This is a genomic window from Limnobaculum allomyrinae (assembly GCF_016649425.1).
Classification (GTDB): Bacteria; Pseudomonadota; Gammaproteobacteria; order Enterobacterales; family Enterobacteriaceae; genus Limnobaculum; species Limnobaculum allomyrinae.
This window is the reverse complement of record NZ_JADRCR010000007.1, coordinates 18,258-43,144: the sequence shown is the minus strand read 5'-3', so window position 1 is coordinate 43,144 and position 24,887 is coordinate 18,258. Positions and strand designations below refer to the sequence as shown.

Annotated in this window: 23 protein-coding genes and 1 tRNA gene; 12 read left to right on the top strand and 12 right to left on the bottom strand. The window is 39.8% G+C overall.

Features of this window, described 5'->3' with window-relative positions:
• From ppk1 to I2494_RS13525, 3 genes are all read right to left on the bottom strand, one after another.
• On the bottom strand, nucleotides 1-2,094 hold the full coding sequence (gene ppk1, locus I2494_RS13535) for a polyphosphate kinase 1 (RefSeq protein WP_218467297.1): 2,094 nt from the start codon (nucleotides 2,092-2,094) through the stop codon (nucleotides 1-3).
• A 557-nt stretch (nucleotides 2,095-2,651) separates the two neighbouring features.
• Nucleotides 2,652-3,170, bottom strand: coding sequence for a bifunctional 3-hydroxydecanoyl-ACP dehydratase/trans-2-decenoyl-ACP isomerase (gene fabA, locus I2494_RS13530; RefSeq protein WP_218467296.1), 519 nt, complete (start codon nucleotides 3,168-3,170; stop codon nucleotides 2,652-2,654).
• 99 nt (nucleotides 3,171-3,269) lie between these two features.
• Nucleotides 3,270-5,021 (bottom strand): AAA family ATPase, encoded by a 1,752-nt coding sequence (locus I2494_RS13525; protein ID WP_218467295.1) that lies wholly within the window; start codon nucleotides 5,019-5,021, stop codon nucleotides 3,270-3,272.
• Between the two features lie 196 nt (nucleotides 5,022-5,217).
• Here I2494_RS13525 and matP point away from each other — a divergent pair, with 196 nt between their 5' ends.
• The gene (gene matP / locus I2494_RS13520) at nucleotides 5,218-5,673 is read left to right on the top strand and encodes a macrodomain Ter protein MatP (protein WP_218467294.1); all 456 of its coding nucleotides are present in this window, start codon (nucleotides 5,218-5,220) and stop codon (nucleotides 5,671-5,673) included.
• Nucleotides 5,674-5,771: 98 nt separating this feature from the next.
• Here matP and ompA read toward each other — a convergent pair whose 3' ends face one another.
• Together ompA and sulA are read right to left on the bottom strand one after the other, a co-directional pair.
• The gene (ompA, locus tag I2494_RS13515) at nucleotides 5,772-6,848 is read right to left on the bottom strand and encodes a porin OmpA (RefSeq protein ID WP_218467293.1); all 1,077 of its coding nucleotides are present in this window, start codon (nucleotides 6,846-6,848) and stop codon (nucleotides 5,772-5,774) included.
• An 813-nt stretch (nucleotides 6,849-7,661) separates the two neighbouring features.
• The gene (sulA, locus tag I2494_RS13510) at nucleotides 7,662-8,156 is read right to left on the bottom strand and encodes an SOS-induced cell division inhibitor SulA (protein WP_218467292.1); all 495 of its coding nucleotides are present in this window, start codon (nucleotides 8,154-8,156) and stop codon (nucleotides 7,662-7,664) included.
• Nucleotides 8,157-8,390: 234 nt separating this feature from the next.
• Here sulA and I2494_RS13505 point away from each other — a divergent pair, with 234 nt between their 5' ends.
• Nucleotides 8,391-9,011, top strand: coding sequence for a TfoX/Sxy family DNA transformation protein (locus I2494_RS13505; protein ID WP_218467291.1), 621 nt, complete (start codon nucleotides 8,391-8,393; stop codon nucleotides 9,009-9,011).
• Between the two features lie 45 nt (nucleotides 9,012-9,056).
• Here the strand turns inward: I2494_RS13505 and yccS are convergent, their stop codons facing one another.
• Both yccS and I2494_RS13495 read right to left on the bottom strand, forming a co-directional pair.
• The gene (yccS, locus tag I2494_RS13500) at nucleotides 9,057-11,222 is read right to left on the bottom strand and encodes a YccS family putative transporter (protein WP_218467290.1); all 2,166 of its coding nucleotides are present in this window, start codon (nucleotides 11,220-11,222) and stop codon (nucleotides 9,057-9,059) included.
• A 33-nt stretch (nucleotides 11,223-11,255) separates the two neighbouring features.
• Nucleotides 11,256-11,708: a YccF domain-containing protein gene (locus I2494_RS13495; RefSeq protein ID WP_218467289.1), complete on the bottom strand. Its 453-nt coding sequence runs from the start codon at nucleotides 11,706-11,708 to the stop codon at nucleotides 11,256-11,258.
• A gap of 208 nt (nucleotides 11,709-11,916) precedes the next feature.
• Between I2494_RS13495 and helD the strand changes: the two genes are divergently transcribed.
• The gene (helD, locus tag I2494_RS13490) at nucleotides 11,917-13,971 is read left to right on the top strand and encodes a DNA helicase IV (RefSeq protein WP_218467288.1); all 2,055 of its coding nucleotides are present in this window, start codon (nucleotides 11,917-11,919) and stop codon (nucleotides 13,969-13,971) included.
• Between the two features lie 38 nt (nucleotides 13,972-14,009).
• Here the strand turns inward: helD and I2494_RS13485 are convergent, their stop codons facing one another.
• Nucleotides 14,010-14,468 carry a methylglyoxal synthase gene (locus tag I2494_RS13485; RefSeq protein WP_218467287.1) on the bottom strand — a complete coding sequence of 153 codons (459 nt, stop codon included), beginning with the start codon at nucleotides 14,466-14,468 and terminating at the stop codon, nucleotides 14,010-14,012.
• Nucleotides 14,469-14,644: 176 nt separating this feature from the next.
• On the opposite strand from I2494_RS13485, the gene I2494_RS13480 reads away from it, so the two are divergent.
• On the top strand, nucleotides 14,645-15,064 hold the full coding sequence (locus I2494_RS13480) for a CoA-binding protein (RefSeq protein WP_218467445.1): 420 nt from the start codon (nucleotides 14,645-14,647) through the stop codon (nucleotides 15,062-15,064).
• A 157-nt stretch (nucleotides 15,065-15,221) separates the two neighbouring features.
• Nucleotides 15,222-15,309, top strand: a tRNA-Ser gene (locus I2494_RS13475).
• 108 nt (nucleotides 15,310-15,417) lie between these two features.
• Here the strand turns inward: I2494_RS13475 and blc are convergent.
• Complete coding sequence (blc, locus tag I2494_RS13470) at nucleotides 15,418-15,942, bottom strand: outer membrane lipoprotein Blc (RefSeq protein ID WP_218467286.1); 525 nt, start codon at nucleotides 15,940-15,942, stop codon at nucleotides 15,418-15,420.
• Between the two features lie 136 nt (nucleotides 15,943-16,078).
• Between blc and I2494_RS13465 the strand changes: the two genes are divergently transcribed.
• The gene (locus I2494_RS13465) at nucleotides 16,079-16,543 is read left to right on the top strand and encodes a hypothetical protein (RefSeq protein WP_218467285.1); all 465 of its coding nucleotides are present in this window, start codon (nucleotides 16,079-16,081) and stop codon (nucleotides 16,541-16,543) included.
• Between the two features lie 293 nt (nucleotides 16,544-16,836).
• On the opposite strand, the gene I2494_RS13460 is transcribed toward I2494_RS13465, so the two are convergent.
• The gene (locus I2494_RS13460; RefSeq protein WP_218467284.1) at nucleotides 16,837-17,109 is read right to left on the bottom strand and encodes a YdgH/BhsA/McbA family protein; all 273 of its coding nucleotides are present in this window, start codon (nucleotides 17,107-17,109) and stop codon (nucleotides 16,837-16,839) included.
• Nucleotides 17,110-17,500: 391 nt separating this feature from the next.
• On the opposite strand from I2494_RS13460, the gene I2494_RS13455 reads away from it, so the two are divergent.
• Complete coding sequence (locus tag I2494_RS13455) at nucleotides 17,501-17,701, top strand: hypothetical protein (RefSeq protein ID WP_218467283.1); 201 nt, start codon at nucleotides 17,501-17,503, stop codon at nucleotides 17,699-17,701.
• A 149-nt stretch (nucleotides 17,702-17,850) separates the two neighbouring features.
• Here the strand turns inward: I2494_RS13455 and I2494_RS13450 are convergent, their stop codons facing one another.
• Nucleotides 17,851-18,657: a sulfite exporter TauE/SafE family protein gene (locus I2494_RS13450; protein WP_218467282.1), complete on the bottom strand. Its 807-nt coding sequence runs from the start codon at nucleotides 18,655-18,657 to the stop codon at nucleotides 17,851-17,853.
• Nucleotides 18,658-18,802: 145 nt separating this feature from the next.
• On the opposite strand from I2494_RS13450, the gene tusE reads away from it, so the two are divergent.
• From tusE to I2494_RS13435, 3 genes are all read left to right on the top strand, one after another.
• Nucleotides 18,803-19,132 (top strand): sulfurtransferase TusE, encoded by a 330-nt coding sequence (tusE, locus tag I2494_RS13445; protein WP_218467281.1) that lies wholly within the window; start codon nucleotides 18,803-18,805, stop codon nucleotides 19,130-19,132.
• A 118-nt stretch (nucleotides 19,133-19,250) separates the two neighbouring features.
• Nucleotides 19,251-19,568 (top strand): heat shock protein HspQ, encoded by a 318-nt coding sequence (hspQ, locus tag I2494_RS13440; protein WP_218467280.1) that lies wholly within the window; start codon nucleotides 19,251-19,253, stop codon nucleotides 19,566-19,568.
• A gap of 1,183 nt (nucleotides 19,569-20,751) precedes the next feature.
• Nucleotides 20,752-21,414, top strand: coding sequence for a phage N-6-adenine-methyltransferase (locus I2494_RS13435; protein WP_218467279.1), 663 nt, complete (start codon nucleotides 20,752-20,754; stop codon nucleotides 21,412-21,414).
• A 54-nt stretch (nucleotides 21,415-21,468) separates the two neighbouring features.
• Here I2494_RS13435 and I2494_RS13430 read toward each other — a convergent pair whose 3' ends face one another.
• A complete protein-coding gene (locus tag I2494_RS13430; RefSeq protein ID WP_407657915.1) occupies nucleotides 21,469-21,777 on the bottom strand; it encodes a monooxygenase in 309 nt (102 codons plus the stop codon).
• A 603-nt stretch (nucleotides 21,778-22,380) separates the two neighbouring features.
• Here I2494_RS13430 and uvrY point away from each other — a divergent pair.
• Both uvrY and uvrC read left to right on the top strand, forming a co-directional pair.
• A complete protein-coding gene (gene uvrY / locus I2494_RS13425; protein ID WP_108899237.1) occupies nucleotides 22,381-23,037 on the top strand; it encodes a UvrY/SirA/GacA family response regulator transcription factor in 657 nt (218 codons plus the stop codon).
• A complete protein-coding gene (uvrC, locus tag I2494_RS13420) occupies nucleotides 23,030-24,862 on the top strand; it encodes an excinuclease ABC subunit UvrC (protein WP_218467277.1) in 1,833 nt (610 codons plus the stop codon). The genes uvrY and uvrC overlap by 8 nt, the downstream gene beginning before the upstream one ends.
• Nucleotides 24,863-24,887: the final 25 nt, after the last annotated feature.

Sequence of the window (24,887 nt, the reverse complement as noted above, 5' to 3'; positions counted from 1 at the left end):
TTATTTCTCTGCTATATCCGTCGACTCTATGGTGGTCGGCTGTTCCAATGCTTTCAGATAGTCATATATGGCAATTTGTGAACGAACTTTTCTGCGGTTTCCCCGTGGCACATATTGATTACTTAACTCTTTATCGATAATGCGGGCTTTTACCGTATCGGATAGTTGAATATCAATAATGTCCAGAACCCGCTGTTTCAGTACTGGATCGAGGATGGCAACACCCACTTCAATACGGTAGTCAATGTTACGAGTCATCCAGTCAGCAGAAGAGATAAATACCTGATTGTCACCCTGATTCTCAAATATATAGACACGAGCATGTTCGAGGAATCGATCAACAATACTGGTGACCTGGATATTTTCGCTAATGCCGGGCAAGTTAGGCACCAGTGAACACATCCCGCGTACAATAAGGCGAATTTTTACGCCAGCACCAGAAGCCGCATAAAGCCGGTCAATCAGTTCTTTGTCTACCAGATTATTAATTTTTAAGGTGATACCGGCATCCAATCCTGCCTGAGCAAAAGAGATTTCTCTGTCAATAAGCTTATTAAGCATGAGACGAGAGTTTTGTGGCGAAACCAGTAAATGTTCAAAACTAACGGGACGATAAGGGTTTTCAATAAAGTTAAAGACCCGACGTACTTCATTAGTAATACGGGAATCTGCCGTAAGCAGAGAGAAGTCAGTATAGAGACGAGCAGTTTTTTCATTAAAATTACCGGTACCAATATGGGCATAACGAACAATCTGGCCATCTTCTATACGGGAAATAAGGAAAAGTTTTGCATGAATTTTCAGGCCTGGAGCTGAAAAAATAACGTGAACTCCCGCTTCAGTTAAGCGTTTAGCCCAGTGAATATTGGCCTCTTCATCAAAACGAGCCTGCAGCTCTACAACCACCGTAACTTTTTTACCATTGTGGGCGGCATTAATCATTGATTCGATGATGCGTGAGTCTTTGGCAACCCGATAAATATTAATTTTGATGGCCAATACATTGGGATCGAACGATGCCTGACGAACCAGCTCAAGAACATGCTCAAAAGTGTGGTAAGGATAGTAGAGTAATACATCACGCTCTTTGATGGCATCAAAACCATTGCGAAAATTATTGAACCAAATATGTCTTAAGCGAGGCAACGGTTTATTAACCAGATTGGCCTTACCGACGTTCGGGAAACTAATAAAGTCTTTAAAGTTATGATATCGGCCACCGGGAATCACCGAGTCATAGGATGAAATTCCCAGCTTTTTGCGCAATATTTCTACCATGTCATTTGGCATATCACGTTGATAAACAAAGCGTACAGGTTCTGCCGTGAGACGCTGTTTCAGGCTGGAGGACATCAGTTCAAGCCAACTGGATTCCATTTCGTTTACCAGGTCATACTCCGCATCCCGAGTCATTTTCATCGAGTAGGCATCGAGAGACTGATAGTCGAAGAAGCCTTTAAAAATATCATCAAGGCAAAAACGAATAATGTTATCCAGCAAGATCATTGGTTTGCGACGGCGAGGCGGTTCAGGTGGCAAAGTAATAAAACGAGAGACCTTGTTAGATGGGATCTCTAACAGGGCATATTCTTTTTTTTCTGCATTAACCACGATTTCAACGGCCAGGTAGGTATAGTCGTCTTTCAAAAACTCAAGCAGGCTAATGTCATTATTAAGCAGGATTGGAGTAATGTGTTGTCTCAGATGATTCTTGAAGTAATGGCGTAACCAGGTTTGCTGATTCTCTGATAGTTGACGTTCATTAATCAAAAACACCTGATTACGAGCCATTTCCAGCAAGAGTTCATTGTACAGGTTGTCAAACTCCAGATCGGTCTTTAAGACTTTAGCCTGAATTTTTTTTAGAACCTGTCTGGAGCTGGACGCAGATCCTTGTTCTTCTTTAATCAGAATTCGCCGTTTTACATCGGCAAAACGAACCTTATAAAACTCATCGAGGTTGCTGGAATAGATACCTAAAAAACGGATCCGCTCAATCAGAGGGTTACTTTTATCAGCAGCTTCCTGTAACACTCGTTCATTGAACGATAACCAGCTCAGTTCTTTCTCAATATAGAGCTTTTCCTGATTCATCATGACTCCGTGACAGCTGAATAATAGGACCATTATGGCGATTAGTGTGGGGGCAAGTCTACAGATACCTGAGAGGATTTGTTCTGTAACTAATAGTTTAGTTAACCCTGATGAGATCGCGTGCCATCAATTTATGGCTTTTTTAACGATAAATTGAGTATTTTGATTTAAGTTTTTTGAGGTTGTGCCGTCTTAAGTGTTGCCTGAGGAAAAACAGAATATAAACAAGGATAAATAATGCGAGGCAACAAATCATTGAGTGTGGGCACTATTGAGGAAAATGAACATTCATTGGTCTATCACTGTCCATACTGCAAGCAAATATTGCTGTCAAAAGCGCCTTATAAGGGAGAAGTCTGGGAAAGTTCTATTTGCTGTCACCATTGCGAGATGATCAACTATTCAATTTTTTATCATAATCGAGTTGATTCATTTCGATTGAGTAATGTTTAAATAACAATCATTAAATAGATAAAACAATAAAGGCGTATTTCATTGTGATGAAATACGCCTTTATTACGATGGAAAGTATCATTCTAAATCAACAAATGAGCTGCTTAGAATGCACTTGTATCTTTGAACAGACCCACTTTCAGATCGGTTGCAGTGTAAATGACACGGCCATCGACCAATACTTCACCATCGGCTAATCCCATAATTAAACGGCGATTAACGATACGCTTCAGATGTAGACGATAAGTAACTTTTTTAGCGGTTGGTAATACCTGGCCGGTTAATTTAACTTCACCAACGCCTAATGCGCGGCCTTTACCTTCACCACCTAACCAGCCTAAATAGAAGCCCACTAATTGCCACATTGCATCCAGACCTAAACAGCCAGGCATAACGGGATCGCCAATAAAGTGGCAGCCAAAGAACCACAGTTCGGGATTGATATCTAATTCTGCTTCTACATAACCTTTGTCATACTGCCCGCCGGTTTCGGTCATTTTTACAATGCGATCCATCATTAGCATATTTGGTGCTGGTAATGGAGGTCCGCCTGCACCAAACAGTTCACCACGACCTGAAGCAAGCAGGTCTTCTTTTGTATAGGATTCGCGTTTTTCAAACATAATTGAACTAACCTTATTTTTTGAATATGTAAAAGGGCAGTATACCCATCAGTAATATCGCACTAGATTAGCTTACAGTTGTAAGCTGAACAAGTCCGATCAGCCGCGATTGAACCAATTAAGCCAACGAAACGGCCATGGAAGGCGATTACGATCGTTTCCTGCTACTTGAGTAATGCGTTCCTGAATGGAACCAATAATGCTTGGTTTATTTTCATCAACGTAAGGTAGTCCCGTCAGTAATGGCAAGGCATCTTGCGCATGATCAATAGCCCATAAATGGAAACGACCGGCCTTTACCGCTTCGACAACGTCATTCTTTAAACAGAGGTGACGTATATTTGTTAGCGGTAAAATGACGCCCTGAGAGCCGGTCAGTTCACGGCTATTACAAACATCAAAGAATCCCTCGATCTTTTCGTTAATTCCGCCGATGGTTTGGACATTACCAAATTGATCGACTGAACCGGTTACAGCAATTTGTTGATTTATAGGCTGTTGTGATAATGCACTCATTAGTGCACACAGACCTGCCAAAGAGGCACTGTCACCATCGACTTCGCCATAAGATTGTTCAAACACGATAGAACCGGAGAAGGGGAACTGTTGGTCTGAGGCCAGTTCTGCAGCAATGAATGCCTGCATAATCATAATGCCCTTGGCATGCAGATTTCCACCTAACTCGGATTTTCTCTCTACGTCTGTGATTTCTCCATCACCCAGATGAACCACACAGCTAATACGAGACGGTTCTCCCATCGCGCGAGGATGTCCCGGATATTCTAAAACAGATAATCCATTAATTTGCCCAATGACAAAACCTTCGGTTTCAATGCGTACCTGACCAAGATCTATATCATCCAATACCATTTCAGATAGATAGCTCTCGCGCCACAGCTTTTCCTGTTCTGACTGTTCCAGAGACTGAGCAGTAATAGCTGGTGCAGCAAAAGGCACGGCATCGCTTAATATATGACTTAGTAATTGAGGGCAGAGAGGAAGCTTTTCCTGATCGCCGCTTTTTCTAACTGCAATATTAATGAGTGAAGGATAGGCGCTGGCATCGATTGAAGGTAACTGGTAATGACTGGCAACTGAATTAAGATATTCACACCAGGTCACAATATCTTCGTCCTGATTAACGACGAGATCGGTTTCAAATTCGGTATAAATAACCTGCTCAATCAGTTCCGGTTCTAACTCCTGAAGTTCACCCAGTCCGTAACGGTCACCAACTAAAATAACTTTTAGCTCTAATGGCATCGAAGGAATTGAAAGTGGTAAAGGACGGGTATCATCAACAGAAAACCACTGAAAACGCTGGCTGACTACCGCTTGTTTTAAACGGAACCACAAATGTGGCTGAGTTAATAAAGTACGAACAGAAAGAATCAGAATCCCCCCGTTCGCTTTATGAATCAGCCCGGGTTCCAGCGTATAGCTATCATTATGCTTACGCAGACAACCAAACAGTTGTTCTGTTTCCAGCCATTCTTCATACAGACAGTCGTCGGTAGCTGCAAAATTATCGCTTTTACTTTGAGCATCAACACGGCTGATAACTGCATTATTAATTTCGTATCGGCTACCAAAAATTTCAGAACCTGTTGGCTGAATATTTTTTACCGTGTCATGGATTAGTGAAAGATAAGCTCGGCTATCAACAGCTTTTATCAACATGAACGGTGAAGCAGTTGCATGTTGATGACAGAAGGTATGCAAAGACTTCTGCAAACGAGGCTGCGTGATTGCAATGTTTAGTGGTTCGCGACGATATTCTCGTTCGAACAGGCCTGTACAGGCAGCGGTATTTGGCAATAACTGTTGCCATTCAAGTCGATTGATAGTCAAAGTATTCGCTGTTTAATTCAAAAAGGAAAACGAGATTATACAAGAAACACACAGAGTTCATACTCCTGTGATTCAGTTAACCAATTGTCTGGTCAATATTATAGACAATGACAATAAAACAGTAAGGACAAAGTCTTGAGAAGGGCTCAAAAGCTGCTATGCTACAAATGTTACACGGTCACTCAATAGGTGTTTTATGAAATATCAGCAATTAGATAATCTTGAAAGTGGGTGGAAGTGGAAGTATTTGGTTAAAAAGCACCGGGAAGGTGAAGAGATAACGCGCTATATAGAATATAGTGCAGCTCAGGAAAAAGTGGATGAGTTGCTACAGTTAGAAAATGAGCCACATCGGGTTCAGGAATGGATTGGCGCACATATTAATCCTGATTTATTAAACCGATTAAAACAAACTATCAGGGCCAGACGTAAGCGTCATTTTAATGCAGAACAGCAGCATACACGTAAAAAATCTATCGATCTGGAGTTTTTGGTATGGCAGCGTCTTTCTGCCTTGTCTCAGCGTCGTGGGGCAACATTATCTGAAACGATTGTTCAGCTTATCGAAGATGCAGAAAGAAAAGAGCAATATGCTAGTCAAATGTCGTTATTAAAGCAGGACCTGAAAGCTATCTTAACTCAGGATAAGTGACACCGGATGTGAAACAGAGAAATTCTGACGTGACTTATTAGAAAAATAAAAAACCCCGCAAAGCGGGGTTTTTTGTATAAAGCTATATCAGAAGGCTATTACTTTCTAACAGCTTCTTTAACTTCAGTTACAACGTCTTTAGCGCCTTTAACTTCGATCTCTACACGACGGTCTGGAGCCAGGCAGTCGATCAGAGCTGCACCACGTTTCATACCATCACAGGTAGAACCGGTAACTGGGTTAGATTTGCCTAAACCACGAGCAGAAATCTTATCAGAAGGGATGCCTTTAGATACTAAGTAGCTAACAACGCTCTGAGCACGTTGCTCAGACAGTTTTTGGTTGTATTTCTCAGAACCGATACGGTCGGTGTAACCCAGAACAACTAAAGAACCGTTAGTTGGGTTGATTGAGCTTAATTCGCCGTATAATTGATCCAGAGCTTGCTTACCTTCTGGCTTCAGGTTTGCTTTGTTGAAAGCGAACAGAACGTCAGATTTCAGAGTGAAACGCTTGGTTTCAACAACTGGTACAGCCACTACAGCTGGAGCTGGTTTAGCTTGGCCAAAACGGTAAGCTACGCCTAAGCTCAGCATGCCGTTGTCTGGACGAGTACCAACACTGTCAGAATCGCCGTTACCGATGTTGTTAACCCACTGGTAATCTAAACGAGTAGCGATGCTTGGAGTGATAGCGTATTCAACACCAACTGCTGCCAGTGGAGAAATACCGGTATCGTGAGCTTTGTATTCACCACCAGTTGCTGGATGAACTTTAGTGTCTCCACGCCAGCCCATAGCACCTAAACGGGTGTAGATATCCAGATCGTTCATTACTGGATAGCTCAGTTTAGCTGCTAATTGGATGCCTTGAGCTTTATAAGCGGCACTGTTATCACCACGGTAAGTCATACGACCTAACCAGTCATAACCTAATTCAAAACCTAAATATTGGTTAGCTTGATAACCGAAATAAGCACCAGCACCTAATTGGTTAGGGTGAGTATTTTGGTTGTTCAGTGAATCAAGACCGGTGTTTTTGTAGAAACCAGTGTCATGGTAAGAAGACCAGCCCACTTTAGCACCAGTGTACCAAGTGTTGTCTAATGGTGCGGCTTGCGCTGCAGTAGCGAAACCGGTCAGTGCCATTGCTAGTGCAATTGCTGTCTTTTTCATTTTGCGCCTCGTTATCATCTAAAATAGTAGTGATATAAGTTAATGCTATACGGTTCTAGTTTTAAAGTTCGAAGTTAAAGTACCCTCATCAATCCATGACTGACATCGAGAATCCGGAACCATAAAGCAACCTAATCAAGGTAAAGTTTACAACGTGTAAGAAAAGTTACAAGTGTTGAGTACTAAAAGCAGATAAAAATATCCTGATTAGTTTAATTATTAACGCCTGTGTTACGTTTGTAACTCTTAATTAAAAGCTAATCTGAGCGGCAGTATAATAATCAAGTCGAATAATTAATAGCGATAAATTAATGATTATGAGAGAAGAACGGCAGGTGTTAAGCATTCTGTGCTATTAATAGATGGTAATTATGTAACATAAAATTACACCACAAGTGCTTTGTAAGGTTATGTTAGCTTAAGTAAAGATATCGTGAGAGCTAACAATCCAATTGTTTGATACGGAGGGAAGAGTTGTTTCTGATTAGAGATAAAAAGAGCCTTTATCACAGGAAGTAATAACATCAAGCGATAATCATCAGCGGGAAAATGCCTGCAAATATCCCCCCACATTTAATATGTAACCTTCATTTTTAGTTTATTAATGTACGCACTTACAAAATGAGAACAGAGTAATTGGTGGATATAAAGACTTACTTAAAATAAGTCTTAATGCTTAGGTGTTATCTTATCTTTCACAACGCATTGGGCTAAATTACACAATATAACTATTTTTATGTATCATTTTATGTATCACCATGCATTTGGTAATCATATAGACATATTAATCGATTGTATAAGAGACAGTATCGATTAGTGCCAATGAGATATGCCAAACATATCGTTATGTTGCAGGGAACGCTGTAACACAGGAAGAGATTGTAAGATAAATCCATAACAATCACCTTCTTTTGCTGCCTGGTTTAATCTCTCTTTAATTTCAGGGCTAATTGCAGGTAACCAGGCAATTACGGAGCTGAAGTTACTGCTACGCAATGCTTTCTCCATCATCTCAATAGTGTTTTCAGTTGAAACTGCATTTAAGCCAATAGTTTTATTTTCTGGTAATCCCAGGCTATTAATCCAGTAACGATTTAAACGACGCTCAGGTGAAAGCCAAAGCTGCCAGCGAGGCTGATGGCCTAATTGCTGAAGAAAAGGTAGTAACAAATGAAGTGTGAATGGATTTTGTGGGTCGTAAACGATTTCACTCACCTGACTGGCGGTATAAACATGCTTCTGGCTGTTGCCTATGGCATTAGTTAATGCATATGAAGCGTTATGATGTGTTTGTTGTATTGAGCGCATATTTTAATCACCTATAATCATACTGTGTTTTTATACAGTACTGTAGGCGTTGGGGGAAATCAAGTATTTTCATGGTGCTTCGCAAATTTTGCATTAATTATGTATTAACTCACTATTACTTCTAGATATTTTTTGAAAATTGATTATGTTGAAAATAGTTTCGTTACGTTACTTTATGCCGTTACGTATCGGGCTAAACATAAGTCATTTATCAAAAACAACATAAGAGGTCACATGGACAGAGAAGATACCAAACAATTAGTCAGGAACGTCATTGAGCATTTTAGTGATTTGGGAGAACTCACATCTCGTTCAATGTTTGGGGGCTATGGGATATGTAAAGGCAAGGTAATGTTTGGATTAGTATCTGAAGATAAGTTTTATTTAAGAGCCAATAACCAACTGGAATCAATTTTTGTCACTTATGGTATGAATCAGTTTGTTTATAGCAAGAGGGGGATCCCGGTATTGTTGAAGTATTATCATGTGAATGAATCTTTATGGCAGAACAAACAAGTTTTACGGCGATTTGCTACTTATGCACTTTCTGCTGCATCATCTGAAATGAGGGAAAAAGATACTCAGGAGTATGTAAGAATAAAGGATTTACCCAATCTTAATCTGACAATCGAACGAATGTTAAGACAAGCGGGAATCAAATCCTGCGAAGAACTATTTCATCTGGGAGCTTTACAATCTTTCATTAAGATTCGAGAAATGAAAAAGGGTATTAAATCTGATCTACTTTTTTCATTAGCCGGTGCAATAGAAGGGTGTCATGTAGTTACTTTACCCACAGAAATACGTAATGATTTGACCGAACAGCTCAAACTTTACGATAAGACAAAAAAGTAGTTGTGTAGATTCTGGTAAAATCAATTAATTCAATAAATAGCGCTCTTACTTGGTAGATACCGGAGATTCCCTTATCTCAGAATAGATTGTATCTGACAAAGAGATAAACTCAGGTAGTAACCCAATTATTAGCGCTAGTTGCTGTGTAACTAATTGGTTTTTATTTTCAGAATGATTGCTGAGTACTTTAATTTTTTGATTAATCGTATTAAGCGCTGAAATAATTCTTTCATTCTGTGCCGCATCTACTTGTAACGCATCATCAATATAGCAGACGGCATCATCGAGCAGAGACAGCGTTTCAGGACTGTTAGTTAACTGTTCCCGATGGGCGCCTAATGCTGAAATATAACCCAGTAGAGAGTGGTTTAAGCAGAGTAAGCGGAAACCATTATCTAATTGATGAGAGTCTTTATTTGGCTCAGCGGCCATACTTGAAATAACCGAAGCAAGTTCAGCATCACAATTGTGAGCATTACGTCGTACTATTCGATAATCGACACTATTATCTTTACCCTGATGATATTGTTCCAGTGTGGCATCAAGATAGCGGCAGTTTGCATCAGTAGCTTTTTTTAGTACTACGGGCAAATGTCTGAATTTCCAGTCGGGCCAAATAAAGCTAACGGCAGCCCAGGCAATACCACAACCTATTAGCGTATCAATAATCCGGGGAAGCGCGACCTGAAAGCCCTCTCCCAACAGGTTAAAACAGCAAAGTACTAATAGTGTGATAAACATGGTTGCATAAGCATAGCGAACATTTCGGAAAGTAAAAAATAGAACTCCACTGATAACAATCAAAATGAGCTGTCCTTCCTGAGAAGGAACAAAGTATAGGATTGGCAGTCCCAATAAAATACCGGCAATGGTACCGACAACTCTTAACGTCAGACGCGTCCGGGTTGCATTATAGTTGGGCTGACAAACAAATAGACTGGTTAACATAATCCAGTATCCATTTTGCAAATCGGCCAGTTGAATGATGGTGTACCCAATACACAAAACCACAGACATTCTAACGGCATGACGAAACAGGGCTGATTGTGGCGTCAGATTTTGAGAAATTCTTGACCAGATATCTTTTAATCCGGTGAGTTTGTCATCGGCCAGCATACTGTCTTGTACTGATTGAGTATTCGTGGTTTGTTCTGACTCGATGTTATTTAACTGAGAATCAATAGCTTTTAAATTATTCAGCAGATGTTGTAATGATTGTGTCATAGCGACCGGCAAGCTATGACTGGACTCCAGATTAGATAAACTTTTTTCCAGATGCATAATCGCTTGAGTCTGATAGGTATCATAAACATACTTTTGCTGATATCGGATAGAGTAGGCAATGCTTCGGCACGCTTTTGATTGTAAAGTCAATAGCCGCTGGAAGCGAAAAAGAATATCGGTATAGCGTAGCGCATCACTTAATTGTTGATACTGGGCGTGAGAAGAGCTGGCTTGTTCGTGAATATCTTGAGCAACAAAATAGTAATGTAGCATTCTGCGGGTACTACGTTGGCCTCTGTCACCTTTCAGGCGGGTAAGCAGTGAAACTTTGGTTTGGTTTAACGTGCTAACCAATACGCCATTTGCCATGGTGGCGTGAATCAGTTGGTCAGTAAATTGATGTTCTTCGTCCGGGTCAAACAACATTGATTTGCTATCAAGATAGTTAGCCAGACTGTCAAAACAGCGCGCAAGATTATCCTGTAATGGGCGAATAGGTAGGATCAAGTGCCCTAACAGAGTAATGAAGTTATACCAAATTGCCCCGGCCAGCAATAAGACTGGTTGTATGTACCATGATGCATATAACGATTCCCCCAGCATGGTATAGATGGCGATAAGTAAAGCACCAAAAGCGATAGTGGCGTAGCGTTGTCCCAGGGATCCCAACAGAATAAAACCTGCCGTTGAGAAAAGTAAACCAATAACAAATAGCCAGGGATAGGGAAACAATAGTTCAATAGAAACTGAGGCTAAAAAGAAACAGATAAGCGTAATCAACAAATTACGTAGACGTCCTGTCAGGCGATCGTCCAGGTCAGTTAATGCAGCAGCAACAACACCAAGAGTTAATGGAAGCGTAAGTAAGCTTTGATTAATCCACCAGGGAACAAACACCACTCCGGTTAGCGCGATAAAGATACGGATGCTATAGAGCAAATTACTATTATAGAAGTAACGGCGAAGCCCTAATATCAATGAAATCACATCCGTATCCTGCTACTCATAAAAGATTAAAACTTAGCGCTGTTGAAGCTGGCGTCTGGCTTTTGATATGCGAGCTTCTTGTGCTACTTCAACAGAGACAACACGACGGCCTACTGGCCAAAGAGCGATTACCGCTATTTTGAAGTTAGCAATTCCCACAGGAATACCAATGATGGTAATACACTGAGCGATACCGGCACAGATATGAGCCAAACATAACCACCAACCAAAAAAGATAAACCAAAAAATATTCAGGGCGGTTCCACCTGCATTCATTAATGTGTTTTTCTCATCAGGATTGAGATCGTCAACATGTATGGCTTCATTACCAAATGGGAACAGTGATAATTTGGTTATTTCCCAGCAGGAACGCGTTAATGGTAGGGTAAATATCAGCACAATGGTTACGATTGTTGCCAATAACCAGCCTAATGTTGTGAACACACCACCGAGAATAAAATTGAGTATATTTAATATACTACGCATCAGGTAACTCCGCACAATGATAAGAGAATAGATAAAACAAGTGTATTGTTACGGTTTATTCGATTTTACTCAATGGAAAACAGTTACTGTTTATATTTCCAGTTGATAAATTCAGCATATTTCGCAGTTTCTGGCTGGAGAGCGCAGCGTAATAAAGGGTAAACTGTGATTAGAATTTTTATTGCACAAAACAGGCGTTGTAAACACTATGGAATTGAAATCAACTTCAGTTGGGCAACATTTAGCTCAGCATCCCTATAATCGGGTGAAGATGCTGAATGCTGGTGTTGAAGTCAGTGGTCCAAAGCACGCCTATACCATACCTTTCAATCAATTGGTTGCTGTTCGCTGTAAAATGGGCATTGTCTGGGGAGAGTTAGAATTTGAATTACCCGGGCAAAAAGTAGTGCGTCTTCACGGTACAGAATGGCAAGAGACTCAACGGTTTTATCATCATTTAATGAGTGCCTGGCAGCAGTGGGGAGAAGAGATGAGCCTGATTGCTGCCGCTATGTTGAAACAACAATCGGAAAAAATTAACGTTCGTTTACAGCAGGAACGATGGCTTACTCAGGATGATCTATCGGAGATTCAGGATGAAATTACTATAACGATTAGTTCAATTCCGTTACCTGTTGAACGTTTAGCTGAGTTCGCTAACTGCCAACCTTGTTATTCATTTTGTTCAAAATGGTTAACGATGGGTAATCAATTGCTTGAGACGAGCAATCGATATTGGGTTCAAACCATGTTAAAGCAGCATCGTCAGTTTTTTGAGCATATAGAAACTCAACCGCTTAACGAAGCCCAATGCAGAGCTGTTATTAGTGGTGAAAAAAATGTGTTGGTATTGGCTGGGGCAGGTAGTGGTAAAACGTCTGTTTTGGTTGCCAGAGCTGGTTGGTTACTCTATCGCAAAGAAGCCACAGCTGAGGAAGTGTTGTTACTGGCATTTGGGCGTAATGCTGCCGATGAAATGAACAGCCGAATTCAGCAACGTTTGGGCAAAACAGATGTTCAGGCTAAAACATTTCATGCTTTGGCGTTATCAATAATTAGCCAGTGCAGCAAAAAAGTTCCAATTATTAGCAAGCTGGAGACGGATACTAAAACCCGGCAACAATTCTTGATTGAACAATGGCAGTCTGAGTGCGCTGAGAAAAAAAGTCAGGCATCCGGTTGGAAAAACTGGTTATCTCAAGAGTTAGGATGGCAACTGGCTGAAGAAACATTTTGGAAAGACCGCGTGTTATGTGAGCGTTTAGCTGTGAGGTTAGATTACTGGCTTGGTTTAATTCGCAATCATGGCGGAAGTCAGGCTGAAATGATTGAGTCAGCGCCAGAAGAGTTGAAAGCAGATTTTCAGAAAAAAATACGCTTATTATCGCCTCTGTTAAAGGCCTGGAAAAAAGCATTAAAAGAAGAGGGCGCAGTGGATTTTCCTGGTTTACTCCATCAAGCGGTTAACTGGATTGAAAAGGGAAAGTTTATTAGCCCCTGGTGCCACATTTTGGTTGATGAGTTTCAGGATATTTCACCTCAGAGAGCTGCGTTGATTAATGCGCTACGTGCACAACAAAAGGAAAGTAGCCTGTTTGCTGTTGGTGATGACTGGCAGTCCATATATCGTTTCAGTGGAGCAGAACAGCAACTGACTGCAAATTTTCATCATATCTTTGGGGTAGGTGAGCAATGCCACTTGAATTTAACTTATCGTTTTGGTCAAAGCATGAGTGACATTACCAGCCGTTATATTCAGCAAAATCCGCAACAGATAAAAAGAGATGTCTCCAGTCTGATTCAGGGAGAAAAACATCCCATTACTATATTGCCCGATAGTCAGTTAGAAGCGTTGTTCGATAAGTTAAGTAGCTACGTAAAGCAGAATGAAAGAATTCTTGTTTTGGGTCGCTATCACTATTCTAAGCCTACTGTTTTGGCTAAAGCCTCAACACGATGGCCAAAATTGAATATTGAATTTATGACAATGCATGCCAGTAAAGGACAACAGGCTGAATACGTGATTATTACTGGATTACACTCAGGACGTGATGGTTTTCCATCTATAGAAACCAGTTCTGTCATCGAGCAGGTGTTATTACCGCAAACGGAGCGTTTTCCTTATGCTGAAGAGCGGCGCTTGTTGTATGTGGCATTAACGCGGGCTAAATATCAGGTGTGGCTATTGCAGGATCCTGAATCACCATCGATGTTTGTTAAACAATTAGCGGATCATGGTGCGGTAATAAAACGAAAACCCTAATCCCGTTATCACAATCGGGATTAAGGTCAGGACTGGTGTTATTTCAGACGCTCTTGAAGGTATTTTTGATAATCAGGAATATCAATAACGATTTCTTTTTCAAACAGGCCTGAGCATATCAACATATCGGCAGTTGCCCGGTTCGTGGCTACAGGGATATTCCAGACGGTAGCCAGTCGCAATAAAGCCTTAACATCAGGATCATGGGGGACGGCATTTAGCGGATCCCAGAAGAAGATTAATACATCAATTTTACCTTCAGAGATCATAGCGCCAATTTGCTGATCCCCGCCCATTGGGCCGCTAAGCATACTGGAAACAGGAACATTTGTTGTTCTCTGAATTAAATTTCCGGTAGTGCCTGTGGCAAATAGTTTATGCTTGGCTAAAACGGATTTGTTGTCTTCAGCCCATTTCAATAAATACTGTTTACAGTGATCGTGAGCAACCAGTGCAATGTTCTTTTGTATTGGAATTGTTCGTGTTGTTAGTTGCATATGGAACCAAACCTCTATTTAGCTAGTTATTCTGTATAGACTACTGAAACTCTGTTTCGGAAAAAAGCGATAATATATAAAAGTATACATCTTATTGATCTTCGCCTTAACCGGAACATCGGTCTGGCGACTAAACTGAGACAAAACAGAAAGAATAATGGTAGGAGTGAATGATGATGCAAGAAAGCGAAATAAAGAGTGTGTTACAGCAAGTGAGGACTATCGCCCTGGTAGGGGCCAGTGATAAGCCTGCACGTGCCAGCTATGTTGTCATGGCCTACCTGTTGTCTCAGGGTTATGACGTTATTCCTGTTAGCCCTAAATTGGCAGGGCAGACCTTACAAGGGCAGAAAGTTTTTGCCAGTTTAAAAGAGATCGATCGTCCGGTAGATATGGTTGATGTTTTTCGTAATTCAGATGCAGCTTATGCGGTTGCTGAAGAGGCGATAGCCATTAGTGCTAAGGTTTTGTGGTTGCAGTTGGATGTGATTAATCCTGAAGCCGAAGCGATAGCTCTGAAAGCCGGATTAAAAGTTGTGATGAATAAATGCCCGAAAATTGAAATTAAAAAATTGGGTCTGGAGAAGGTGTTATAGAGAGAAATGTCAGTTAGTCTTTTGATAGACCCGTGAGAACTGGCGTTAAAATCGACAAAAAACATTGTTTTTGATGTTTTTTCAGCCGAACGATCAAAATAGCTGAATTATCCTCTTTACAAGGTACCTCAAGCTGTTCTATATTTCACGCCGTTGCGGAGGAGTGGCCGAGCGGCTGAAGGCAACGGTCTTGAAAACCGTCGTAGGGCAACCTACCGTGAGTTCGAATCTCACCTCCTCCGCCAGAATTATCAACGGGTTAGCTTAACGGCTAGCCCGTTTTGCTTTTTGGGCGTCAGAACTAACGACTCTTTTGTTGTATGAGATTACTTCATCAAAGCCGTCATGCTTTTTTAATGGGCGATCCAAAGTAATTGGTCTACAGGGAACTTCAGCTCACGAGCGATATTGAGGTAATGCTGTTTAATACTGTCTGGAATAGTTGGTGTACGCGACAGTATCCATAAATAGTCCCGGTTAGGGCCGCTAACCAGTGCATACTGATAGTTGTCATCCAGAGCAATCACATTATAGCCACCGTAAAATGGGCCAAAGAAAGAGACTTTTAGTGATGCTGTAGTTGATGCTTCGGTAAAGTAGGCTTTTCCCTCGCTCTCTTTCCACTGTCCTTTTGATTGGTCGTACCCACGGTTCAGGACAGACAATCCACCATCATTACGCTCTCCATAGGTGGCAGTAACCTGCTCAAGTCCTCGTTCAAAACGATTTTCTAAACGGGCTACTTCATACCATTTGCCTAAATAGCGAGTAGCATCAAAATTAGTAATCGGGCTTACCCCATCCGGCGGTGTCGGAGATTTACAAGCCGTCAGCACCAGGGATAAGGCCACACCAGTTATTACACGCCAGTACTTCATGCGATCTCTCTTGTTGCTAGTTAAATTTTAAGTGTAGTACAAGCATCGTTTATGCTGTTCGCAAGATTGCGATATTATTGAATGAAACTGATAATTTTTAAATTTTATTCAAGTGATTATATTGATGTGAGGTTAAATGAGAGGAATTACGGTTACGATGATTTTTGTTATACCTGTATTGTTTTTATTCGGATGTGGTGGAGATAGCCAAGTTACAGAAGACATGCTTGTTGGTGGTGAATGGAAATGTGAAACGGTCGATTCTCAACAAGCATATTTTAATGATGGCAAGTTTGGTGATGCTGTCATTGATGCTAACAAAATTGGTACTATGAGAGTGATTTCATATTTTAAGAAAGATAATGATTTTTTTGTTAGCGTTGATAGAAACCCGCAAAAACATAAGTATGAGTTTAGAGTTAAGAGTGAGTATTATTTGAAGACAAACGATAACGTTACTGAAAAAATAGAATATGTCTATGTTTCTAATGATGAATATAAATATATTGTAAATGGTGACATTAGCCGTTTTTTGCCTGATGGCAATGTTGAGAGTTTATCGAAATATAAAAAAATAGATAACTGCCTGAGAAATAATTAGATATAAAATAATTATAACGTGTTTTCGTTGATATCAGACCACCCAAGTTTATCCTAATGGAGAACCATACAAAGGGAAGGCGTTTACCGGCTGATAAAAGAACCTCTGAGATATAGTCTTGTAAGTCACTTTTTTACTATCACCCCGAAAAATATCATTCGATGCTGCCCTGTTTGATGCTATTTGCTAACTCATCAAGACTAAGTGACGTTTTTTCTGATGGCATATGGGAATATTATGTCATCAAGAGAAATACCATTGGATGGTATTTCTCTTGGATAGATTAGAAATGATTATTTATACACATCTGCAGATGCATGAATTTCATTATTTCCACCTTCGGCGATGATAACGAAATATTTACCACCTTTTTCATCAGCCAGTTTTGATAGCGCTTCGCTGATATCGCTTGGTGATTGAGTTACTTTTTTAGTTACATCTACAACACCAATTTTTTCGTAATTATTGGCTTTTGCCTGCTCTTGAGTGATCTCCGTTGCAGCAAATGCGCTAAGAGAAAAACAGCTTGCTACAAGGGTAATTATCAGAGATTTAAACACTTTCATGGTGGTGCCTCGATAGATAATTAAGTTAAGGATAATTACAATAACGTTATAATTATTTAACAACACATCGATTTGTCAAAAAAGGGTAGTAAGTAGATTTTTAATAAATATCAATGAGCTATAACGATAATATTATGATTTACCTTTCTTTACTTCTAACTTGTTGTAATTATGAATAATTTCGGTTTATTCATTTTTGCTATAAAACCATAACCAAATAGTATGAAAGATAATTATATTTTTTCATTGAGCATAAATTATCGACATTATTAAGTGAGAGAAGTGTTATTAACAAGTGCGATTTTAAGCGAAAAGATAAAAGAATAATCCCTTGAATATTTAAGATATTTATAGCTTAATGAAAATTCAACCAACTATGCACAGGTGGCTTATGTCTCAAAAAATGGATGCTATACAGAAAATCATCGGTGAAACGGTCGTTAAGCTATGTGAAAAAAAGGTTCCGGTAAGTAAAGAATCAATAACGGAGCGGTTGTTACGAGTCATACATAAAGATTCTGCAGATTCTGAAAAAGGTAGAATTGCTACGTCAGCGTTAGAGTTTTTGGCGCAGAGTGAATCCAAAACTTAATAATATTAATGGCGTAGAAGGGGAGTATCAGTTCCAGAAACTGTTTATTATCCTGATATAGTAAGTATTATGGATGCCAAAGAATTTAAAATTAAAGGGTTAGCTTAGGCTAACCCTTCACATTTGATCAGATAATCAGATAACGGTGATTAACCGAAAAATATCGTTTGTAGCATCTTCAGGCTTAACACCATCAATAAACAGGCAAAAACCTTTTTAAGTGTTGCGACCGGCATTTTGTGAGCCAGTCGGGCTCCGATTGGTGCAGTAAAATAGCTTAATAAAGAGATAAGAATAACAGCAGGAAAATAGACGTAACCGACACTGTAATCAGGCGTGTTGGGTGTATTCCAGCCATTAATCATATAACCAATACTACCAGCCAGGGCGATTGGCATACCAACAGCAGCAGATGTTCCAATGGCATGTTGTATACGAACGTTACACCAGGTCAGGAAGGAGACGGTGAGTGAGCCTCCACCGATAGCAACCAGTGCAGAGATACCGCCAATAGAGAGCCCGGCAATAGAGATTCCGGCAGTACCAGGTAATTGACGACTGGGTTTAGGCTTAATGTTCAAAATCATTTGTAAAGCCACGTAAGCCATAAAACAGGAAAAGAATATTCCTAATGCTTTTGTAGGTAACAATGCGGCTAACCAGGTTGCTGATAAAGTGCCAACCAGTATTGCTGGGGTAATTTTCCAGACTACAGGCCATAGAACAGCCTGATGACGATTATGTGCTCTTAAGCTTGAAAATGCGGTTATCACAATCGAAGCCATCGAGGTGCCTAAAGCCAGATGAACCAGATGCTCCTGTGGGATCCCCTGAGCGGCAAAAATAGTTGTTAAGATGGGTACCATGATGCCACCACCACCAATGCCTAACAAACCAGCCATAAAACCGACTACAGCACCCAGCAATAAGTACGCCAATATCCATTCAATAGCCATTGAATATCCTTGATTGAAATTTAATAAACCACACGTTAGCCAATAATAACTCTGTCATCGGCCAGAGCATAGGTGCTGAGTATAGAGTTTTTACGTTACAATGATCAAAAATCAAAATCTTCATCAATAACAATGCTGAGGTTGTATGTTCGAGTTTGAAGGGCGCATGGTAGAGACTGATGCTCAGGGGTATCTGCTTAACAGTAATGACTGGAGTGAGTCAATGGCAGTGATTCTTGCCCGGCAAGAGAATATTGAGTTAACAGCGGAGCATTGGGAAGTCATCCATTTTGTAAGAGACTTTTATCAAGAATTTAATACTTCACCCGCTATACGAATGCTAGTAAAAGCAATGACACAAAAATATGGAGAGGAAAAGGGAAACAGCCGCTACCTTTATCGTCTTTTTGTGAAAGGTCCCGCAAAACAAGCTACCAAAATCGCAGGTTTACCGAAGCCCGTTAAGTGCATTTAAATGTAAAGTTAGGTGAGTTTAGCCCTGAATCTGTATCGATAGCACAATTTAACTTGAAATATGACGGGTTCCCCCCATATTTAAGGAAAAGGTAGGATCTGAATACGAGGAGGCTACAATGATTACCAGTAAATTTTCTATTGGTCAGCAAGTCAGACATAAGTTACTGGGTAACCTTGGCGTAATAATTGATATTGATGCTGAGTATTCCCTGGAGCAGCCCGCTTCTGATGAAGTTGCTGCAGATGATAACTTGAGAAATGCCCCCTGGTATCACGTTGTTATGGAAGATGAAGAGGGGCAACCAATCCATACTTATCTTGCAGAAATACAACTCTCGGGAGAAGATGCGGAAACACATCCTGAACAACCCTCTCTTGATGAACTGGCTGCATCAATTAGAGATCAACTCCAGGCACCTCGCCTGAGAAACTGAGATTCACGTTTAAAAACCATTCTGCTTACTGCAGAGTGGTTTTTTATTGCCTGAAAACGGCTGAATTTATTTATAACTCTTTAAATGAAGAGGCTATGTGGGACATGTCGGTGGTCAAGTGACGCGAATTCAGGACAAAAAAATAGCCGTGAAACCCAAAAAGTGTGTGGAGTCGGTTTCACGGCAAACCAAAAACAGTAAATTTGTAACTGATAAAACGCTGGGGTAATTATCACTGAGATTTGGTCTATAAAACAAGCTGGTAAAATCACTAGTTTTTTTGCGAATGAGAAGGGGAGTCATACGTTTTTTAAGAGATATGAGTCTTGAAGTATTCAAATTTACTCTCTTCTTTTTATGGTTTTTTATTTTCACATGACTTCTTTGTTCGACATAAAAAATAAAATAATTGGTTATTATCGATCTTTTATTCCTTTTGCTGAGCTATTCTTAAGTAGCTACTAAGGTTATTTGATTCAATTGATGTATGAATGGCATAAAATAAGCAGTAACTCTAATAATGAAAATAGCTTTTTCTAATGTAAAAAAACATTTTGTTACACAATTAGTGGCTCTCATTTGTGTTGTAATTTTTAAGCGTAGTTAGCTTTTCGAATATATTTAATAAGATTAAAGTCTCATTTCGACGAAAGAATCACACTAATTTTGTTAATTTAATGTGCCTTGAGAGAGTGCGGACATATACCAGTATCCTATTGTGATGAATGATTTTTATATATTAAAAAAGTTGATTAATAAATTTTAACTTGTCCATTGTTAACTTTTAGTTAATTTTAAAATCATGGTGCTACTTAGTTATTAATCATTATGTTTTAATATCATTAAAAATAATATGGGATTGGTATTTTAATTATTTTATTTTTTTTAAAATTATTTTTTCAAATCTCATTATTTTTGTTATTATTTTTAAAGTTAATTGTTTTTTTATATTTTCAATGGTTAAAAAAGTTGGTTTGATACATATTTTAATAAAATATTTTATTTTTCATTTGAAATTATAACTGTAGACTTTATATTTATAGGTAGCCTATTATCCTGGCTTTTATTTAAATGGTGTCGCGTAAAAACATTTTCCATCTACCTGTTATTGAGTGTTTTAGTAATGAATGCTTGATGGAGGGCGTTATTACCATTTGAAAATTATTAAATTAAGAGTGCATATATGGTTGATTTTTCAAGAGCAGAGTATTTGAAGCAAGTTAAGACATTACGTTCAAAACCTAACCATCAGTTGAAAGATATTGGCGATCAGTGGTGTACGCCAGACGCGTTGTTTTGGGGGATCGATAATTTATATGGGCCACTGGTTTTGGATTTGTTTAGTGATGGTGAAAACAGTAAATGCGCAAGTTATTACACGGCGGCAGATAATGCATTAACCAAAAATTGGGCTGAGGAATTATCGATGTTGAATGGCGCAGCATTTGCTAATCCGCCATATTCCAGAGCCAAACAACATAGAGGACATTACATTACAGGTATGTCTCACATTATGCGTCATACCATTAATCAAAGAGAGTTAGGAGGACGTTATGTCTATTTAGTTAAGGTGGCAACGGCAGAGGAATGGTGGCCGGGAGATAAAGCCGATCATATTGCCTTTATACGCGGACGAATTTCATTTGATATGCCTAAATGGTTCATTCCAGCAGATAAGCGGCAAGAAGTTACAACGGCTGCATTCGGTGTGGCAATATTGATTTTTGATAAAACCTGGACAGGATCACAGCTAAGTTATGTTAATCGCGATGATCTTATAACCAGAGGAAATACAGTAATGACAATGATGAAAGATAACCAGTCACGGATTGTTGTAGCGGCCTGAGCAGGACATATGTGACATAAGCCCATAAGAAGGGACTCATGTCACATATGATAGCTATTCAACTTTACCGTGGGTGATTTTAGTTAATGGGAGATTGATATCAAAAATTTTGCAATTTGCAGTTTTAACACCGAAAGAAGCAATGCGTTTTTGATGCATTTCCCAATAGCGTTCGGCTGACTCGCGGTCGGTAAATAAATAGATACCACCAGCTTCTTCTGTTTGCAGGTTTTCAGTCCAGATTTTTGAAATAAAACCAGGCTCATTATTTATACTTTCAGCCAGAGAAACGGCACTTTTGGATAAATTTTCACCTAACATTTCTGCGGGCATACTAAAATCTACCTGAAGTAATACGATCATCATGACCTCCTGAAAATAGGGTTGTTTATTAGGACGATAAGGGATTCATATTAAATATGATTTCATTGTGATTAACAAATTGACTACATAGTCATCGCGATAAGTAGACACAAAAAATGATGATTTATCAACGTCATTTTATTTGGATAGTTTAATCACACAACGGTTTTGATTTGAAAATCTGAGTTTATGAGCTGTTTATCTTTTCATGCAAAGGATGATATCGACTAACTTTTTGTAACTCTTTGAGACATTCACGGATGAAATATAATCAAAATACCGCTGATTAAGGTCGACTTTCTATTCTGTTATATAGGCTTTGTAACAGTCTTTAGTTGATTAGCGTATCATTACAGACGAATAGCTATATTATTGATATAATCATAAAAATGTCGGTATGGTAGTAAATCTTTTCGTTGAGTTTGCCGTGAGGATATGTAAACCTAAGTTACCTTTGAAGGATGGATTTGTTGGCAGGTTGAATATATTTTGATTTTGAAATAGTGTTTCATCCTGTACTATCAGTCGGTTGAGTGTTTTTTATGAACTATTACGTAATGATTAAAGAGCATCTCTTTACCTTTCTTGTTTGGAGACTTTCTGTTGATAAGCGTTCTTCTTGTTGATGACCACGAATTGGTGCGCGCAGGGATCCGACGCATTCTGGAAGATGTCAAAGGGATAAAAGTTGTTGGCGAAGCACAGACCGGCGAGGATGCTGTAAAGTGGTGTCGTTCCAATAGCGTAGATATCGTCTTAATGGATATGAATATGCCGGGCATTGGTGGTCTGGAGGCTACGCGTAAAATTTTGCGCTACTCACCCGACATTAAAGTCATTATGTTGACTATCCATACTGAAAACCCGCTACCTGCAAAAGTTATGCAGGCGGGGGCTTCTGGCTATTTGAGTAAAGGTGCTGCACCTCAGGAAGTGATTAATGCTATTCGAGCAATTGCATCCGGGCAGCGTTACATTGGTGCTGATATTGCCCGGCAGATGGCATTAAGTCAGTTAGAGCCAGAGGCGGATACACCATTATCCAGTTTGTCTGAACGTGAGCTGCAGATTATGCTAATGATCACAAAAGGATTAAAAGTTAATGAGATTGCAGAAACACTTAATCTCAGTCCTAAAACGGTCAACAGCTATCGTTACAGGATGTTTAGCAAATTGAACATTAGTGGTGATGTGGAACTAACACATCTTGCTATTCGTCATGGCATTGTGACATCAGAGAAATTGTTAAATAGTGACTGACAGTTTTGATAGTAAAGCATTTTTAAAATATGTAACAAATGAGCCAGGAGTTTATCGTATGTACGATACTTCTGGCGTTGTTATTTATGTAGGAAAGGCAAAAGACCTCAAAAAACGCTTATCCAGTTATTTTCGCCAGAATGTAAGCAGTCGAAAGACCGAAGCGTTGGTCAAAAGTATTGCTAATATCGATGTTACGGTTACCCATACTGAAACAGAAGCGTTATTACTTGAACATAACTATATTAAGTTGTATCAACCGCGTTATAACGTTTTGCTACGCGATGATAAATCTTATCCACTCATTTTTCTGAGTTCAGATAAACACCCCCGCCTAAAAATGCATCGAGGTGCAAAACAAGCCAAAGGGGAGTATTTTGGACCGTTCCCTAATTCAGGGGCAGTACGTGAAACGCTGGCATTGCTGCAGAAACTTTTCCCTGTACGCCAATGTGAGGATAGCGTCTATCGCAACCGCTCACGACCTTGCCTGCAATATCAGATTGGCCGTTGTTTGGGACCTTGTGTTGCAGGGCTGGTCAGTGATGATGAGTATCAGAAACAGGTAAATTACGTTCGATTGTTTCTGGAAGGTAAAGACCAGCAAGTACTGAATCAGTTGATAACTAATATGGAGCAAGCAAGCCAGTCACTCAATTTTGAAGATGCGGCGCGCATTCGCGATCAAATTCAGGCTATTAGACGGGTTACTGAAAAGCAATTTGTTTCTGGCGATAGTGATGATCTGGATGTAATTGGTGTCTCCTATGAAGCCGGACTTGCGTGCATGCATGTGTTGTTCTTGCGTCAGGGTAAGGTACTTGGCAGTCGAAGTTATTATCCGAAAATTCCGAAAGGAACTGAGTTGGAGGAAGTTGTTCAGACTTTCGTTGGTCAGTTTTATTTGCAAGGAAGTCAATCAAGGTCGCTACCCGGAGAGATTTTGCTGGATTTCTCCTTACCGGATAAAAATGCTCTGGAAGAGACATTATCGGAAGTTGCCGGACGAAAAATTCAGATACAAAGTAATCCCAGAGGGGATCGTGCTCGTTATTTAAAACTGGCAAGAACCAATGCGCAAATAGCTCTTAAAACTAAGCTATCTCAGCAATCAACAATCCATCAACGCCTCGTTTCGTTAGCTGAAGTATTGAAGTTAACCAAAATTAATCGAATGGAGTGTTTTGATATCAGCCATACTATGGGGGAGGAAACGGTTGCTTCCTGTGTGGTATTTGATAGCAATGGTCCACTTCGTTCTGAATATCGGCGCTACAATATTACTGGTATAACGCCTGGTGATGATTATGCAGCTATGTCGCAAGTGCTAAAACGGCGATATGGAAAAGCGCTAACCGACGAGAAAATTCCAGATGTAATTTTTATTGATGGTGGTAAAGGGCAATTAGGACAAGCTATTGATGTTTTTAACCAGTTAGATGTTGATTGGGATAAAACCAAACCTCTATTGGTCGGGATTGCTAAAGGTAGTGATCGTAAAGCAGGGCTGGAAACGCTGTTTCTTGCTGCGGAAGGTGAAGGATTCTCTTTACCGCCAGATTCACCAGCGTTACATGTGATTCAACATATTCGTGACGATTCGCACGATCATGCTATATCCGGACATCGACAACGGCGGGCAAAAGTCAGAAATACCAGCGCATTGGAGCATATTGAAGGCGTGGGTCCAAAACGTCGTCAGGCATTGCTAAAATATATGGGCGGCTTGCAACCATTATTGAGTGCTACCGTCGAAGAGATCGCAAAAATACCTGGGATTTCGCAATCTTTAGCAGAAAAGATACACAATGCATTGAAACCCTGAAGAGTATGTAGCAACATAGGCATAC